We start from the raw sequence: 14,507 nt of genomic DNA, 5'->3' as shown, positions 1-14,507 counted from the left end.
AGGAAGAAGTTTCCTATCAATCCTGGCCTCCGCATCCTGCGCGGGAGCAGGGGCGCAGGGCACTCCGGGCCCAGCCTCGGCGCCGACCGCACAACGCGCGTTGTACGCCCTGCGTCCTGGTCATTCCTGGCTATCTGGTCAAAAAGCCCCGCGAGCCTATGCTTGCCTTGAGGGCGCCGGCGCCCAACGACGAGGACTCCCCATGATCCAGTTCCTGCTGGGCGACGAGCTGATCCGGGCCGACGGCGCGGCGCCGGAAACCAGCCTGCTCGACTACCTGCGCAACCACCTGGCCCGTACCGGCACCAAGGAGGGCTGCGCCTCCGGCGATTGCGGCGCCTGCACGGTGGTGCTGGTCGAGGCTGACGGCGAGTCGCTGCGCTACCGCGCGGTGAACGCCTGCATCACCCTGCTCGGCGCGGTGCACGGGCGCCAGGTGCTGACCGTCGAACACCTCTCTGAGGGCGGCGCGCTGCACCCGGTGCAGCAGGCGATGGTGGACTGCCACGGCTCGCAATGCGGGTTCTGCACGCCGGGGATCGTCATGTCGCTGTTCGCCTGGCGCCACTCGCCGCCGCCCCACGACCGCGAGACGGCGCTGACCGCGCTGTCCGGCAACCTGTGCCGCTGCACCGGCTACCGGCCGATCCTCGATGCCGCCACGCAGATCGCCGCGCAACCCTGCGCCGACCGTTTCGCGCGGAACGCCAGCCTGACGCTCGCCCGTCTGCGCGAACTGCCTGCCGCCGGCACGCTGCAGGACGGCGCGCAACAGGCCTGGCTGCCAACCTCGCTGGATGAACTGGACGACCTGCTGCAACGCCATCCACAGGCACGGCTGATCGCCGGCGGCACCGACCTGGCATTGGAGGCCACGCAGAACCTGAAGCCCTTCCCGGCGCTGATTCACCTCGACCGTGTGGCCGAACTCCAGCGCCTGGAAACCCATCCCGCGCACCTGCTGATCGGTGCCGCGCGCCCCTATGCCGACTGCCTCGAAGCACTGGAGGAATTCCCCGGCGTCGGCGCCCTGCTGGAGCGCCTGGGCTCCCTGCAGATCCGCCAGCGCGGCACCCTCGGCGGCAATATCGCCAACGCCTCGCCCATCGGCGACATGCCGCCGGTGCTGCTGGCGCTGGATGCGCGGCTACGGCTGCGCAAGGCGGGGGCCGTGCGCGAGGTGCCCATCGACGGCTTCTTCATCGGTTACCGCAGCACCCTCCTGCAACCCGGCGAGTACATCGAGTCGGTGCTGATCCCGCGCCTGCGCGCCCACCAGCGGTTCCGCGTCGACAAGATTTCCAAGCGCCGCGACGACGACATTTCCGCCCTGTGCATGGCCCTGCGCCTGGACCTCGACGCCGCCGGCATCGTCACCGATGCGCGCCTGGCCTGCGGCGGCATGGCGGCCACGCCGTTACGCGGTGCACGGGCCGAAGCGGCGCTGCGCGGCAGACCCTTCGACGCCGCCGCCGTGGCCGCCGCGCAAGCCGCGATCCCCCGGGATTTCCAGCCCATCGACGACCTGCGCGCCAGCGCCGCCTATCGCCTGAAGGTGGCGCAGAACCTCCTGCAGCGCGCACTACTGGAATGGACTCAGAGCCCTGCGGAGGTGCGCCATGCGTAGTCTGCCGCCGCTGGCCGGCAACGGCGTGACGGTCGCCGTACACAGCGCGGGCCAGCCCCGCGAACACGACAGCGCGACGCTGCACGTCAGCGGCGCGGCGCGCTATGTGGACGACCTCAAGGAGCCGCGCGAACTGCTGCACGCCGCCGTCGGCCTGACCGAGATCGCTTGCGGCCGGGTGCTCGCCCTCGACCTCGATGCCGTGCGCGCCGCGCCGGGCGTGGTCGCCGTGCTGACGCTGGCTGACGTGCCCGGCCACACCGATATCGGCCCGGTATTCCCCGGCGACCCACTGCTGGCCGGCGAGCGCGTGAAGTACCACGGCCAGGCGCTGTTCGCCGTCGCCGCCGGGAGCCTGGTCCAGGCCCGCCGCGCGGCGCGCCTGGCGAAGGTGGAATATGCCAGGGAGGCCCCGCTGCTCGATCCGCTGCGGGCCAAGGCCGAGGAGTGCTTCGTGCGCCCGCCGCACCACATGCGCCGGGGCGATGCCAAGGCCGCGCTGGCCGCCGCGCCGCATGTGCTGGAGGCCCGCCAGTTCGTTGGCGGCCAGGAGCATTTCTACCTCGAAGGCCAGGCCTCCCTGGCGCTGCCGACCGACGATGGCGGCATGCTGGTGCACACCTCCAGCCAGCACCCCAGCGAGGTGCAGAAACTGGTGGCCGAAGTGCTGGCGATTCCGCTGGCCAAGGTCACGGTGGAAGTGCGGCGCATGGGCGGCGGCTTCGGCGGCAAGGAAACCCAGGCCGCGCCCTTCGCCTGCCTCGCCGCATTGCTCGCGCACAAGACCGGCCGCGCGGTGAAGCTGCGCCTGCCGCGCGCCGAGGACATGCGCCTGACCGGCAAGCGCCACCCCTTCCACAACCGCTACCGGATCGGCTTCGACGACACCGGCCGGCTGCTCGCCGCGCAACTGGAAGTGGTGGGCGACTGCGGCCATTCTCCGGACCTCTCCGACGCCATCGTCGACCGCGCGATGTTCCACGCCGACAACGCCTACTTCATCCCCGACGTCGCCATCTCCGGCTACCGCAGCTTCACCAACAGCGTCTCGCACACCGCCTTCCGTGGCTTCGGCGGACCGCAGGGGATGATGATCATCGAGCGCGCGATGGACGACATCGCCCGCGCGGTGGGCAAGGACCCGCTGGACGTGCGCAAGCTGAACCTCTACGGCGGCGCCGGGTGTGAGCTGACGCCCTACCACCAGAAGGTCGAGCACAACCTGCTGGGCGAGCTGATCGCGCGGCTGGAACAGAGCAGCGATTACGCCGCGCGGCGCTCGCAGATCCGCACCTTCAACGCCGCCAGTCCGGTGCTGAAGAAGGGCCTGGCGCTGACGCCGGTGAAGTTCGGCATTTCCTTCACCGCGCAGCACCTCAACCAGGCCGGCGCACTGGTCCACCTGTACACCGACGGCAGCATCCAGCTGAACCACGGCGGCACCGAGATGGGTCAGGGCCTGAACACCAAGGTCGCGCAGATCGTCGCCGAGGAATTCCAGGTGCCGCTGGAGCACGTGGTGATCACCGCGACACGCACCGACAAGGTACCCAACACCTCGCCCACCGCCGCCTCCAGCGGCACCGACCTGAACGGCATGGCTGCCCGCGACGCCGCGCGCACGCTGAAGAAGCGGCTGGTCGAGTTCCTCGCCGAGCGCGATGGGGTGAAACCGCAGGAGATTCGCTTCGAGCACGGCGGCGTAACCGTCGGGGCGCGGCACCTGGGCTTCACCGAAGTCATCCAGGATGCCTATTTCGCGCGCATCCAGCTCTCCGCCACCGGCTTCTACCGCACACCGAAAATCTTCTACGACCGCGAGAAGGGCCAGGGTCACCCGTTCTTCTACTTCGCCTATGGTGCGGCGGTGTCCGAGGTGGAGGTGGACACGCTCACCGGCGAATACCGCGTGCAGCGGGTGGACATCCTCCACGACGTCGGCCGCAGCGTGAACCCGGCCATCGACATCGGCCAGATCGAGGGCGGCTTCGTCCAGGGCATGGGCTGGCTGACCACCGAGGAGCTGCGCTGGGACGATCAGGGTCGGCTGCTCACGGTGGGCCCCGCGACCTACAAGATTCCGGCGGTGAGCGACCTGCCCGAGGACTTCCGCGTGGCGCTGTTCGACCGTCCCAACGAGGAAGACAGCGTGTACCTGTCCAAGGCCGTGGGCGAACCGCCGCTCATGCTGGCGATCTCGGTGTGGTCGGCGCTGCGCGATGCCATCGCCAGCCTGGCGGATTACCGGGTGAGCCCGGACCTGGATACGCCGGCGACGCCGGAGCGGGTGCTGTGGGCTTGCGAGGCTTTGCGCCGTTCGGAGCAAGAGCGCCCTCACCCTAACCCTCTCCCAGAGGGAGAGGGGACCGTTCGGCGTGAAGCGGCCCCACAGAGTCAGCCGGAAACTGCGGCAGAGGACGACGCGCCGACCGTGACCACTGCAGCGGAAAGCCCCCTCTCCCTAGGGGAGAGGGCTGGGGTGAGGGGAAACCCGCCCACACCCAACTCGACCCAGGAACCCTAGCCATGACCCGAACCTGGATGGACGCCATCGCCCGCCTGCGCGACAGCGCCGAGCCCTACGTGCTGGTCACCGTGGTCGGCGTGCAGGGCTCCACCCCGCGCGAGTCCGGCAGCAAGATGCTGGTCACCACCGAGACCACGGTGGACACCATCGGCGGCGGCCACCTGGAGTTCGCCGCCATCGAGCACGCCCGCACGCTGCTGCTGGCCGGCAAGGACGCCCAGGCGCTGGAGCACTTCCCCCTCGGCCCCCGCCTGGGCCAGTGCTGCGGCGGACGCGCCAGCCTGCTGTTCGAGTGCTTCGCCGCGCGCGGGCCACAGGTGCTGCTGTTCGGCGCCGGCCACGTGGGCCGCGCCCTGGCGCCGCTGCTGGCCGGCTTGCCGCTACGCCTGGAGTGGGTCGACAGCCGCGCGGCCCAGTTTCCGCAAACGGTGCCCGAGGGCGTACGCATGCGCCTGCTCGACGAGCCGGAAGACGCGGTGAGCGAAGCGCCGCCAGGCAGCTACTTCCTGGTCATGACCCACAACCACCCGCTCGACTACGCCCTCGCCGAAGCCGTGCTCAAGCGCGGCGACGCCGGTTTCCTCGGCATGATCGGCTCGCGCACCAAGGCCCAGCGCTTCCGGATGCGCCTGGAGCAGCACGGTTATCCAGCGGAAGCCATCGCGCAACTGCACTGCCCCATCGGCCTGGCCGAAGTGCCCGGCAAACGTCCGCTGGAAGTCGCCATCTCCATCGCCGCCCAGGTCATCGCCCGCTATCACCAGGACGCACCGCCGCGCCGGACGCGCGAAGGCGTCGCCTGGACCGCGCTGTGCAGCGAGTCGACAAAAAGCTGACCAGCTGGACAACAGTTTTCCGCGGCCCGGCCGATAACCTCCTGACCCCGTCTCTTCGCCCGCCTCCCATAGCGGGCGATTCGCCGTGCGTTCGGAGGAGAACAAGAAAATGCGCCTGCGAAGTATCCAGACCCAACTCATCCTCAGCATGGGCGCCGCCCTGCTGATCAGCCTGCTCATCGTCCTCGGCCTGTATGCCGTGCTGGTCAACCGCCTGAGCGAGCGCTACCTGCTCGAACAGGCGCTGCCGGCAAGCATCCAGGCAATCGCCAACGACTTCGAACGGCGCCTCACCGGCCCCATCACAGCTGCCTCCGGCATTGCCGAGAACACCCTGGTGCAGGACTGGCTGGCCGGCGGCGAAAGCCCCGAGCAACTGGCCGAGTTCACCCGCTACCTGGGCGGCATCCGCGCCTCGCAGAAGGCCTTCTCCGCGCTGATCGCCGCCAACGCCAGCGGCGCCTACTACAGCGACAAGGGCAAGGAGCGCATCCTGAGCCGCAGCGAGCCGAAGGACAGCTGGTACTTCCAGTTCATCGACAGCGGCAAGCCGCGCATCTGGAACATCGACACCGACGGCGGCACCGGCGAGCTGGCGCTGTTCATCGACCAGCGCGTGGAGCGCGACGGCAAGCTGCTCGGCATCGCCGGGCTGGGCCTGGAGATGCGCGAGCTGTCGGCACTGATCCGCGACTTCCGCTTCGGCCAGTCCGGCCGGGTGTACCTGGTGAAGAACGACGGCCAGGTGCAGATCCATCCCGATCCGACGCTGCCCAAGGGCCGCACCCTCGACGACCTGGTCGGCCCGCAGGTCGCGGCCGCGCTGCTGGGTCGGCACGACTTCCAGAGCGCCCGCTTCGAGCGCGACGGCGAGGCCTTCCTCGCCGCCAGCCTGCCGCTGCACGACCTGGGCTGGACCCTGGTCAGCGAAGTGCCGGAAGCGGAAATCTACGCCGACGCCCGCGAGGCGCTGACGCTCTCGGGCCTCGCCGGTGCCGTGGTGGCGCTGCTCTGCCTGGCGCTGGTGGTGCTGATGGCACGCAGCCTGGTCAAGCCGATCCGCCAGGTCACCGGCGCCCTGCTGGAAATCGGCGGCGGTGGCGGCGATCTCACCCGCCGCCTGGACGACAGCCGTACCGACGAACTGGGCGACCTGGCGCGCGGCTTCAACCGCTTCCTCGAAGGCCAGCGCGCGCTGATCGGCGCCGTGCTCGCCACCAGCCAGCAATTGCTGCACACCGTCGGCGAAGTGGCGCAGGTGGTGGACAACACCGCCGAGCGCGCCGGCCGCCAGCAGGAGATGACCGACATGGTTGCCACGGCGGTGAACGAGATGGGCAGCACCGTGCAGGAAATCGCGCGCAACGCCGAACAGGCGGCCAGCGCCTCGCAGCAGGCGCGGGACGAAGCCGGCGAGGCGCGGCGGGTGGTCGACGGCTCGCTGCAGCTCGGCCAGCGCATGTCCGGCGAGATCGGCGAGGCCGCCGGCGCGGTGGGCCAACTGGCCGACCAGGTGGCGAGCATCGACCAGGTGCTGGCGGTGATCCGCGGCGTGTCCGAGCAGACCAACCTGCTCGCCCTCAACGCGGCCATCGAAGCGGCGCGCGCGGGCGAGCTGGGCCGTGGCTTCGCCGTGGTGGCGGACGAGGTGCGCACCCTGGCCAGCCGTACCCAGGGTTCCACCGATGAAATCCTCGCCATCATCCAGCGCCTCAAGGACGGCGCCGACACCGCCGTGCGCTCGATGCAGTCCGGCCAGCAGGTCACCGGCCAGAGCCTGGCCGCCAGCGAACAGGCCGGCGCCTCGCTGGGCGCCATCGCCGACCAGGTGGAGCGCATCAGCGACATCAACCACCAGGTCGCCACGGCCACCGAGGAGCAATCGGCGGTGACCGAGGAGATCAACCGCAACGTGCAGGGCATCGCCGACCTCGCCCACGCCACCACCCGCGAGGTGCAGCACGGCAGCGAGCAATGCCGCGAGCTGCGCGCCCTGGCCGACGACCTGGCGCGGCAGATGGCGCAATTCCGCCTGTAGGCCCCCGGCGCCGGCCTCCGCGCCGGCGCTTTTTCCCCAAAGTTATCAACAGCCTGGCGGTACATCGCGACGCACGCTTTGCCGCCGGCGACGCGCTGCGGCGTTCGATCACCACCCCGCCGTGGTGACTATCGCGGCCTTACAGCTCACAGACTACTCACAGATTGTTCAGAGCTTTTACACCGAGTTCTCCACCGCCCCGCAATACTCGCCTGCAAGACCCGAGCCCAGGCGCTGCGGGGACTGCATAAATCCACTGAATAATCCGACGGCCTCCGAACAGGAAAAACCGGCGAAAGTTGCCAACAGCTTTTCCACAGCTTGTTCAAATAATGCGCAGCTCTCGATGGCGCTTTTGCTCAAAAATTGAGCAGGCCAGCCGGAGCCACGATTCATCGGCACAAGCGGAGGCGAGCCACAGGTTATCCACAGGCGGCTCCACGGCGACTGGGGAGAAGCCTCAGGCGTCCAGCGACCCGGCCTGGATACGACCCCGGCTGAGATCACCGAGCAGCCGTTGCAGGGCGGCGACCTGGGCGGTCGGCAGGTTCAGCATCAGGCGTACGCCGGCGGCGCCGTAGGCCTCGTCTTCGATGACCGCGCCGAGCGCCAGCAGCCGTGCCTTGAACAGCGCGTGCTCGGCAAAACTGCACTCGAAGGTCAGCCGGCTGCTGGGCACCAGCTCCACGCGCGGCGCGTCCTGCAGGCATTTCGCCGCGCAGCCGCCGTAGGCGCGGGCCAGACCGCCGGTGCCGAGCTTGATGCCGCCGAACCAGCGGCTGACCATGACCACCACGCGGTCCATGTCCTGCCCCTCGATGGCCACCAGCATCGGTCGTCCAGCGGTGCCGCCGGGCTCGCCGTCGTCGCTGAAGCGGTACTGGTTGCCCAGCTTCCAGGCCCAGCAGTTGTGCCCGGCGCTGGCGTCGCGGTGCGCGGCGAGGAAGGCCTGGGCCTCGGCCTCGCTGGCGATCGGCGCGGCGACGCAGTGGAAGCGGCTCTTGCGGATCTCTTCCTGGTAGAGGGCGGGCGCGGCGAGGGTGAAACTCATGCCGTCGCCGGCGGCGTCAGCCCGCAGCCCTTGAGGATGATGCGGATGAGGTTGTCGCCGGCGTCGCCGAAATCCTGCTTGGACATGCGCTTGCGGCCGGTGACGAAGGCGATCTGGGTGGCGAAGTCGGCGTAGTGCTGGGTGCTGCTCCAGATCAGGAAGATCAGGTTCACCGGGTCGACCGGATCCATCTTGCCGGCGGCGATCCAGGCCTGGAACACGGCGGCGCGGCCGGCGAACCAGGCGCGGTAGTCCTGGCTGAAATGCTCGGAGAGGCATTCGCCGCCGCTGATGATTTCCATGGCGAAGACCCGCGAGGCCTGCGGGTAACGGCGGGAGAACTCCATCTTGGCGCGGATGTAGGTCGCCAGTGCGATGGCCGGGTCGTCGTCCACGGTGAGATGGTTGAAGGTGCTGTCCCACAGGTCGAGGATGTTGCTCAGCACCGCCACGTACAGCCCCAGCTTGTTGCTGAAGTAGTAGTGCAGGTTGGCCTTGGGCAGGCCGACGCGCTGGGCGATGGTGTTCATGCTGGTGCCCTTGAAGCCGTGACGGGCAAATTCCTCCTCGGCGGCGGCGAGGATGGCTTCTTCGTTCTTCTGGCGAATGCGGCCGGCGGGCTTCTCACCGTTCTGGGCGGTATGGGCGGGCACTTGGAGGGTCATGTGGCAGGTCCACGTCTACGGGGGGCGCAGCATGGATAACCCAGGCGGGGCGGGCGATTCAAGCGCTCGTCGGAGAAAATAAGTGGCAATGCGCCATGCGGGACCACGGACCCCGCCGCGTGGCGGGGCCCGGCGAGCCGTCAGAAGTGGTACTTGACCAGTGCGCTCATGGTGTTCTGGTCGGTGGTGAAGTACTGGGAATCCTTGATGCCGTACTTGTCGGACCAGTAGTCGTACTCGATACCCACGTACAGGTGCTTGGCCTCGTAGCCCATGGCCTTGCCCAGGTCGTACTTGATCTGCGGGTTGAAGTGCAGGTTGGCGTGGTAGTCGCTCTGGCCCCGCTCGCTGGAGCTGGCGTCCTTGTTGTTGACGACCCAGTCCATGAAGCCGTCGAACAGGATGTCGGAGTTGCCCACCGGGATGGTGATGGCCCACGCCGGGGTGATCTGCCAGGCACCGGACGGTACGCGGTTGCCGTCGGGCTTGCGGTAGTAGAAGTTCAGTTGGAAGTAGTCGAAGCCGGGCAGGGCCAGGTCGAAGCCCGGGCCAAGCAGGTAGGACTCGACATCGCCTTCGCCGAACTCGTAGGTGCTGGCCAGCAGCACGTCCTTGATCGGGCCGAGGGACAGGTCGGTGCCGGTGAGCTTGCCGAAGGACAGGCGCGGGCTGAACTCGCCGTAGTAGGTATTCTTGCCGTTGACGGCGCTTTCCTTGCCGTTGTAGTTGATCTGGTCGACGAAGAACCAGATGTCGCCCCAGGTCCAGCCGCTCGCGCTCTCGAGGGTGAAGGTCTGCTGGATCGGCGGGTCTACCTTGAAGTTCTTGCCCCACAGGTAGGTCAGGCTTTCGTTGTGCCAGATCAGCGGGCCGTCGTTGACGGCCGGAGCCGGAGTCAGGTCTTCACCGCCAGCCGTGGCTTGGCCGGCCGCCAGCAGCCCGCTGGCGAACAGCAGGGATGCGAGAGTGCGAGTCATGCGTTGCTCCTAATCAGTGCAGTCGAATTACATTTTTAGTTGTCAGCGGAACCTGTCCCGTAAGTCAGGTCCGGCCTGGGAAAGCAAGATTGGCGCCAAACCTGACCGGGCGTTCCATTTTTATGTCGGATCGTCGATCGATCCGTGCTTTCTGCGTGGATCCCGCGTGGACGGCGGGCACTTCTCGACCGGCTCTGGGCCAGCCATTTCCTGACCCGGAAGACAACTTTGTCCGATTTCGAGTCGACATCACCGCGTTCAGCGCAGGCATGAGCGATCGCCGGAAGAGAAATCGTATACATGACAATTTTGTGTTGAAACGAATCAAAACAAAATATGTATACAACTCTTCTGTGGGAAATCTACACAGTTGCCACCGGGAAAGGCCACGCGTTTTTCCGGGCGCGAATGATGCCAGAGGCGGCCCGGCGCCACACCTGAAGATTGCGCCAGGCCGCCGGGCGGTGCCTTACCAGACGGCGATGTGCGCGTCGGTGCGCGGCTCGGTGCCAGCGCAGAGTACGCCGCTCACCGGATCGCGCAGGACGATCTGGCCACGGCCATAGGTGGTCAGGTCATGGGCCACTTCGACGTGGTGGCCACGGCGCGTCAGCACCGCCGCCAGGCTGCGCGGCGCGTGGTATTCGATGCCCACGCGCTTGTCCCCCAGCCACTGCCAGCGCGGCGCGTCGAGCGCGGCCTGCGGGTTGAGGCCGAAATCGACCAGGTTCATCACCATCTGCACGTGCCCCTGCGGCTGCATGTAGGCGCCCATCACGCCGAACGGGCCGAGCGGCACGCCGTTCTTGCTGAGGAAGCCGGGGATGATGGTGTGGAAGGTCTTCTTGCCCGGTTTCAGGCCATTCACGTGCTGCGCATCGAGGCTGAACTCGGCGCCACGGTTCTGCAGCGCGATGCCGGTACCGGGCACCACCACGCCGGAGCCGAAGCCGTGGTAGTTGCTCTGGATGAAGGAGACCATGTTGCCCTCCTCGTCGGCGGTGGCGAGGTACACGGTGCCGCCGGACTTCGGCTTGCCCGGATGCGGCTCCAGCGCCCGCGCGCCGATCAGCGCGCGGCGGCGGGCGGCATAGTCGTCGCTGAGCAGTTCGGCCACGCTGACGCGCATGCAGTCCGGCTGGCCGATGTAGGTGCGGCCGTCGGCATAGGCGAGCTTCATCGCCTCCAGTTGGCGGTGCCAGGTTTCCGGGCTGTCGCGGTCGCCGAAGTCGAAGCCCTTGAGGATGTTCAGCGCCATCAGCGCCACCAGGCCCTGGCCGGCGGGCGGGATTTCCCAGACGTCGTAGCCACGGTAGTTCAGCGAGATCGGCTCGACCCAGTGTGGCTGGTAGAGCGCCAGGTCATCGGCGCGCAGATAGCCGCCACTGCGCTCGGCATGGGCGGCGAGGGTGCGCGCGAGATCGCCCCGGTAGAAGCTTTCGCACTGGCTGTCGGCGAGGGCTTGCAGGGTATCGGCCTGGGCCGGATTGGCGAAGATTTCGCCGGCGAAGGGGGCGCGGCCGTCGAGGAGGAATTCGTCGAACCAGGTCTGCAACTCGGGATGTTGCGACCGCGCCGCGCGGAACTTGTCCAGGCCGCCCTGCCACAGGCCGGCGATCACCGGCGACACCGGGAAGCCATCGCGCGCGAGCTCGATGGCCGGCGCCAGCAGCTCGGCGAACGGCAGGCGGCCGAAGCGCCGCGACAGCTCCGCCCAGGCCGCCGGGCAACCCGGCACGGTCACCGGGGTCCAACCGTACAGCGGCATCTTCGTATGCCCGGCGCCGCGCACCGCCTCGATGCTCAGCTTCTGCGGCGCATGGCCGCTGGCATCCAGGCCGTAGAGCCGGTCCTTCACCCAGACCAGGGCGAAGGCGTCACCGCCGATGCCGCAGCCGGTGGGCTCGACCACGGTCAAGGCCGCTGCCGTGGCGATGGCCGCATCGATGGCGTTGCCGCCGCGCCTGAGCATGTCCAGCCCGACCTGCGCCGCCAGCGGCTGCGAGGTGGCGACCATCCCACGGCGGCCAAAGACCAGCGAGCGCTGCGAGGGATAGGGATATTCCTGGGCGGAAAAACTGAGCATCGGCGTCCTCCGGATACGGCTTGAGGCGGCAGGGTAGCCCTGCCAGACTCTGTCAGCTATCGACATACGCTCAAGATATACCGATGAAAGGACAAGCTCCCGAACTGCAACGCCTGATCCCGGTGCTCGAACGCCTGCCACGGCCGGTCTATGCCCGCGCCGAGCGGCTGCGTGCGGGCTCCTGGACCAGCAAGCACCATCACGCCTGGGTGCAACTGTCCTACGCCATTACCGGCGTGCTCGGCGTGCACACCGCCGAGGGCAGCTTCTTCGCGCCGCCGCAGCGGGCGATCTGGATTCCCGCCTACCTCGACCATGAAGTGGTGACCTCGACCCAGGCCGAAATGCGCAGCCTGTACATCCGCGACGACGCCTGCGATTGGGCCCCGGACCGCTGCCGGGTGCTGGAGGTGACGCCGCTGGCCCGCGAGCTGATCAAGAGTTTCTGCGAGCTGCCGGTGGACTATCCCCAGGGCGACAGCGCCGAGTCGCGGCTGGTGGAGGTGCTGCTGGACCAGTTGCGCACCCTGCCGGAAGTCGCCTTCTCCCTGCCGATGCCGCAGGAAGGCCGACTGCTGCAACTGTGCCAGACGCTGATCGAGCACCCCACCGACAGCCAGACCCTGGGCGACTGGGCGCAGCGCATCGGCACGTCGGAGAAGACCCTGTCGCGGCTGTTCCAGCGCGAAACCGGGATGACCTTCCGCCTCTGGCGCCAGCGCCAGCGTCTGCTCGCCTCCCTCGGCTCTCTGGAGGCCGGGGACAGCGTCACCACCGCGGCGCTGGATTGCGGGTATGACTCGACCTCGGCCTATATCGCCTCGTTCAAGGGGTTGTTCGGGTTTACACCCGGGGATCTGTTCCGGCAGCGCTGAACGCTTTTGTAGGAGCGAGCTTGCTCGCGAATCGCACAGCACGGGAACCACCGGCAGAATGCGTTCGCGAGCAAGAACCAGGCGTCCCCCTCGCTCCTACAGGCCCCTGCGTCGGCGGATTTCCGCTCACCACCCTCGCCCATCGGCATTCCTTCGCCTGCCCAAATACCCTCTCGAAACGCCGGAGCCCTTCTACCACGCGGCTTTCGCGCCTTGGCACGCTGCCTGCTATCGCCCTCGACACTGCGCCGCCCTCGCGGCGCGCCGGCGTGACGTAACCCGTAGTCCGCACGCCTGACGACAACAACGACAAGAGGAATACCCATGGATAGCGCAAGCGCCGTCTCCGCTTCTGCCGCACCCCGTACGACTTCCCAGCGCATCAAGTCGATCTTCAGCGGCTCGGTAGGCAACCTGGTCGAGTGGTACGACTGGTACGTCTACGCCGCCTTCTCGCTGTATTTCGCCAAGGCGTTCTTCCCCCAGGGCGACATGACCGCCCAGTTGCTGAACACCGCCGCGATCTTCGCCGTGGGCTTCCTGATGCGCCCGATCGGCGGCTGGCTGATGGGCATCTACGCCGACCGCAAGGGCCGCAAGGCGGCGCTGCTGGCCTCGGTCCTGCTGATGTGCTTCGGCTCGCTGATCATCGCCCTGACCCCCAGCTATGAAACCATCGGCGTCGGCGCGCCCATCCTGCTGGTGCTCGCGCGCCTGCTGCAGGGCCTGTCGGTCGGCGGCGAATACGGCACGTCCGCTACCTACCTGAGCGAGATGGCCAACAAGGAGCAGCGCGGCTTCTTCTCCAGCTTCCAGTACGTGACGCTGATCTCCGGCCAGCTCATCGCCCTGGCGGTGCTGATCGTGCTGCAACAGACCCTGAGCGTCGAGCAGCTGGAAAGCTGGGGCTGGCGCGTGCCCTTCTTCATCGGTGCGCTGTGCGCGGTAACCGCCATGTACCTGCGTCGCGGCATGGAAGAGACCGAGTCCTTCACCACCAAGAAGGAAGAGCCCAAGGAAAGCCTGATGCGCTCGCTGATGCGCCATCCCAAGGAAGTGCTCACCGTGGTCGGCCTGACCATGGGCGGCACCCTGGCCTTCTACACCTACACCACCTACATGCAGAAGTACCTGGTGAATACGGTGGGGATGAGCAAGAGCGACTCGACCATGATCTCGGCGGCCACCCTGTTCCTGTTCATGCTGCTGCAGCCCATCGTCGGCGCACTATCGGACAAGATCGGCCGTCGTCCGATCCTGATCGCCTTCGGCGTGCTGGGCACGATCTTCACCTACCCGATCCTCAGCACCCTGCACAGCATCGACACCTGGTGGGGCGCGTTCTTCCTGATCATGGCCGCGCTGGTCATCGTCAGCGGCTACACCTCGATCAACGCCGTGGTGAAAGCCGAACTGTTCCCCACCGAGATCCGCGCCCTGGGCGTGGGGCTGCCGTACGCGCTGACCGTGTCCATCTTCGGCGGCACCGCCGAGTACGTGGCGCTGTGGTTCAAGAGCATCGGCATGGAGAGCGGCTTCTACTGGTACGTCACCGCGTGCATTGCCTGCTCGCTGCTGGTCTACGTGACCATGAAGGACACCCAGAAGCACTCGAAGATCGTCACCGACTGATTGGGCTCCTTGCCCAGGCCCCGGCGCACACTCTCCGGGGCGTTTTATCCACAAGGCCCGGCGCAATGCCGGGCCTTGTCGTTTCTGCTTTTCGTTTTTCGCTTTTCGTAGGAGGAGCGAGCTTGCTCGCGAACAGAGCTCCCCGGCCACGCTGGCGCTGGGCGGTTCGCGAGCAAGCTCGCTCCTACAGGAA

Annotated in this window: 10 protein-coding genes and 1 pseudogene; 7 read left to right on the top strand and 4 right to left on the bottom strand. The window is 67.7% G+C overall.

Annotated elements, in window-relative coordinates; translation table 11 throughout:
- Positions 1-202: 202 nt before the first annotated feature.
- From xdhA to ACYCAX_RS23550, 5 genes and pseudogenes are all read left to right on the top strand, one after another.
- Positions 203-1,627 (top strand): xanthine dehydrogenase small subunit, encoded by a 1,425-nt coding sequence (gene xdhA, locus ACYCAX_RS23570; protein ID WP_460248962.1) that lies wholly within the window; start codon positions 203-205, stop codon positions 1,625-1,627.
- Entirely contained in the window at positions 1,620-4,151 is a 2,532-nt protein-coding gene (gene xdhB / locus ACYCAX_RS23565; protein WP_460248961.1) for a xanthine dehydrogenase molybdopterin binding subunit, read from the top strand. Before xdhA ends, xdhB begins: the two co-directional genes overlap by 8 nt.
- Before the next feature lie 2 nt (positions 4,152-4,153).
- On the top strand, positions 4,154-4,990 hold the full coding sequence (xdhC, locus tag ACYCAX_RS23560; protein ID WP_460248959.1) for a xanthine dehydrogenase accessory protein XdhC: 837 nt from the start codon (positions 4,154-4,156) through the stop codon (positions 4,988-4,990).
- Between the two features lie 109 nt (positions 4,991-5,099).
- A pseudogene (locus tag ACYCAX_RS23555) lies at positions 5,100-6,161 on the top strand (HAMP domain-containing protein); the annotation flags it as partial.
- A gap of 129 nt (positions 6,162-6,290) precedes the next feature.
- Entirely contained in the window at positions 6,291-7,028 is a 738-nt protein-coding gene (locus tag ACYCAX_RS23550; RefSeq protein WP_460248974.1) for a methyl-accepting chemotaxis protein, read from the top strand.
- 460 nt (positions 7,029-7,488) lie between these two features.
- Here the strand turns inward: ACYCAX_RS23550 and ACYCAX_RS23545 are convergent, their stop codons facing one another.
- The 4 genes from ACYCAX_RS23545 to ACYCAX_RS23530 all read right to left on the bottom strand — a co-directional run bounded on the left by ACYCAX_RS23545 (position 7,489) and on the right by ACYCAX_RS23530 (position 11,807).
- Positions 7,489-8,079 (bottom strand): IMPACT family protein, encoded by a 591-nt coding sequence (locus ACYCAX_RS23545; RefSeq protein ID WP_460248958.1) that lies wholly within the window; start codon positions 8,077-8,079, stop codon positions 7,489-7,491.
- Positions 8,076-8,744 (bottom strand): TetR/AcrR family transcriptional regulator, encoded by a 669-nt coding sequence (locus ACYCAX_RS23540; RefSeq protein ID WP_460248957.1) that lies wholly within the window; start codon positions 8,742-8,744, stop codon positions 8,076-8,078. The genes ACYCAX_RS23545 and ACYCAX_RS23540 overlap by 4 nt, the downstream gene beginning before the upstream one ends.
- 140 nt (positions 8,745-8,884) lie before the next feature.
- Positions 8,885-9,721 (bottom strand): outer membrane protein OmpK, encoded by an 837-nt coding sequence (locus ACYCAX_RS23535; RefSeq protein ID WP_015474949.1) that lies wholly within the window; start codon positions 9,719-9,721, stop codon positions 8,885-8,887.
- 469 nt (positions 9,722-10,190) lie between these two features.
- Positions 10,191-11,807 (bottom strand): gamma-glutamyltransferase family protein, encoded by a 1,617-nt coding sequence (locus ACYCAX_RS23530; protein WP_460248955.1) that lies wholly within the window; start codon positions 11,805-11,807, stop codon positions 10,191-10,193.
- Between the two features lie 77 nt (positions 11,808-11,884).
- Between ACYCAX_RS23530 and ACYCAX_RS23525 the strand changes: the two genes are divergently transcribed.
- Together ACYCAX_RS23525 and ACYCAX_RS23520 are read left to right on the top strand one after the other, a co-directional pair.
- Positions 11,885-12,682 carry an AraC family transcriptional regulator gene (locus tag ACYCAX_RS23525; RefSeq protein ID WP_086009585.1) on the top strand — a complete coding sequence of 266 codons (798 nt, stop codon included), beginning with the start codon at positions 11,885-11,887 and terminating at the stop codon, positions 12,680-12,682.
- A gap of 324 nt (positions 12,683-13,006) precedes the next feature.
- Positions 13,007-14,314, top strand: a complete 1,308-nt coding sequence (locus ACYCAX_RS23520) for an MFS transporter (RefSeq protein WP_015474946.1) — start codon at positions 13,007-13,009, stop codon at positions 14,312-14,314.
- Positions 14,315-14,507: the final 193 nt, after the last annotated feature.

The organism is Pseudomonas sp. MT3 (genome assembly GCF_054720805.1).
The sequence above is the reverse complement of the archived record's forward strand: the minus strand, read 5'-3'. Positions and strand labels throughout refer to the sequence as shown.

What these genes read in the sequence shown, in the direction of transcription:
- ACYCAX_RS23540 (WP_460248957.1), bottom strand. Translation starts at nt 8,744, where the DNA reads ATGACCCTCCAAGTGCCCGCCCATACCGCCCAGAACGGTGAGAAGCCC.
- xdhA (WP_460248962.1), top strand. Translation starts at nt 203, where the DNA reads ATGATCCAGTTCCTGCTGGGCGACGAGCTGATCCGGGCCGACGGCGCG.
- ACYCAX_RS23520 (WP_015474946.1), top strand. Translation starts at nt 13,007, where the DNA reads ATGGATAGCGCAAGCGCCGTCTCCGCTTCTGCCGCACCCCGTACGACT.
- xdhC (WP_460248959.1), top strand. Translation starts at nt 4,154, where the DNA reads ATGACCCGAACCTGGATGGACGCCATCGCCCGCCTGCGCGACAGCGCC.
- ACYCAX_RS23535 (WP_015474949.1), bottom strand. Translation starts at nt 9,721, where the DNA reads ATGACTCGCACTCTCGCATCCCTGCTGTTCGCCAGCGGGCTGCTGGCG.
- xdhB (WP_460248961.1), top strand. Translation starts at nt 1,620, where the DNA reads ATGCGTAGTCTGCCGCCGCTGGCCGGCAACGGCGTGACGGTCGCCGTA.
- ACYCAX_RS23530 (WP_460248955.1), bottom strand. Translation starts at nt 11,807, where the DNA reads ATGCTCAGTTTTTCCGCCCAGGAATATCCCTATCCCTCGCAGCGCTCG.
- ACYCAX_RS23545 (WP_460248958.1), bottom strand. Translation starts at nt 8,079, where the DNA reads ATGAGTTTCACCCTCGCCGCGCCCGCCCTCTACCAGGAAGAGATCCGC.
- ACYCAX_RS23550 (WP_460248974.1), top strand. Translation starts at nt 6,291, where the DNA reads ATGACCGACATGGTTGCCACGGCGGTGAACGAGATGGGCAGCACCGTG.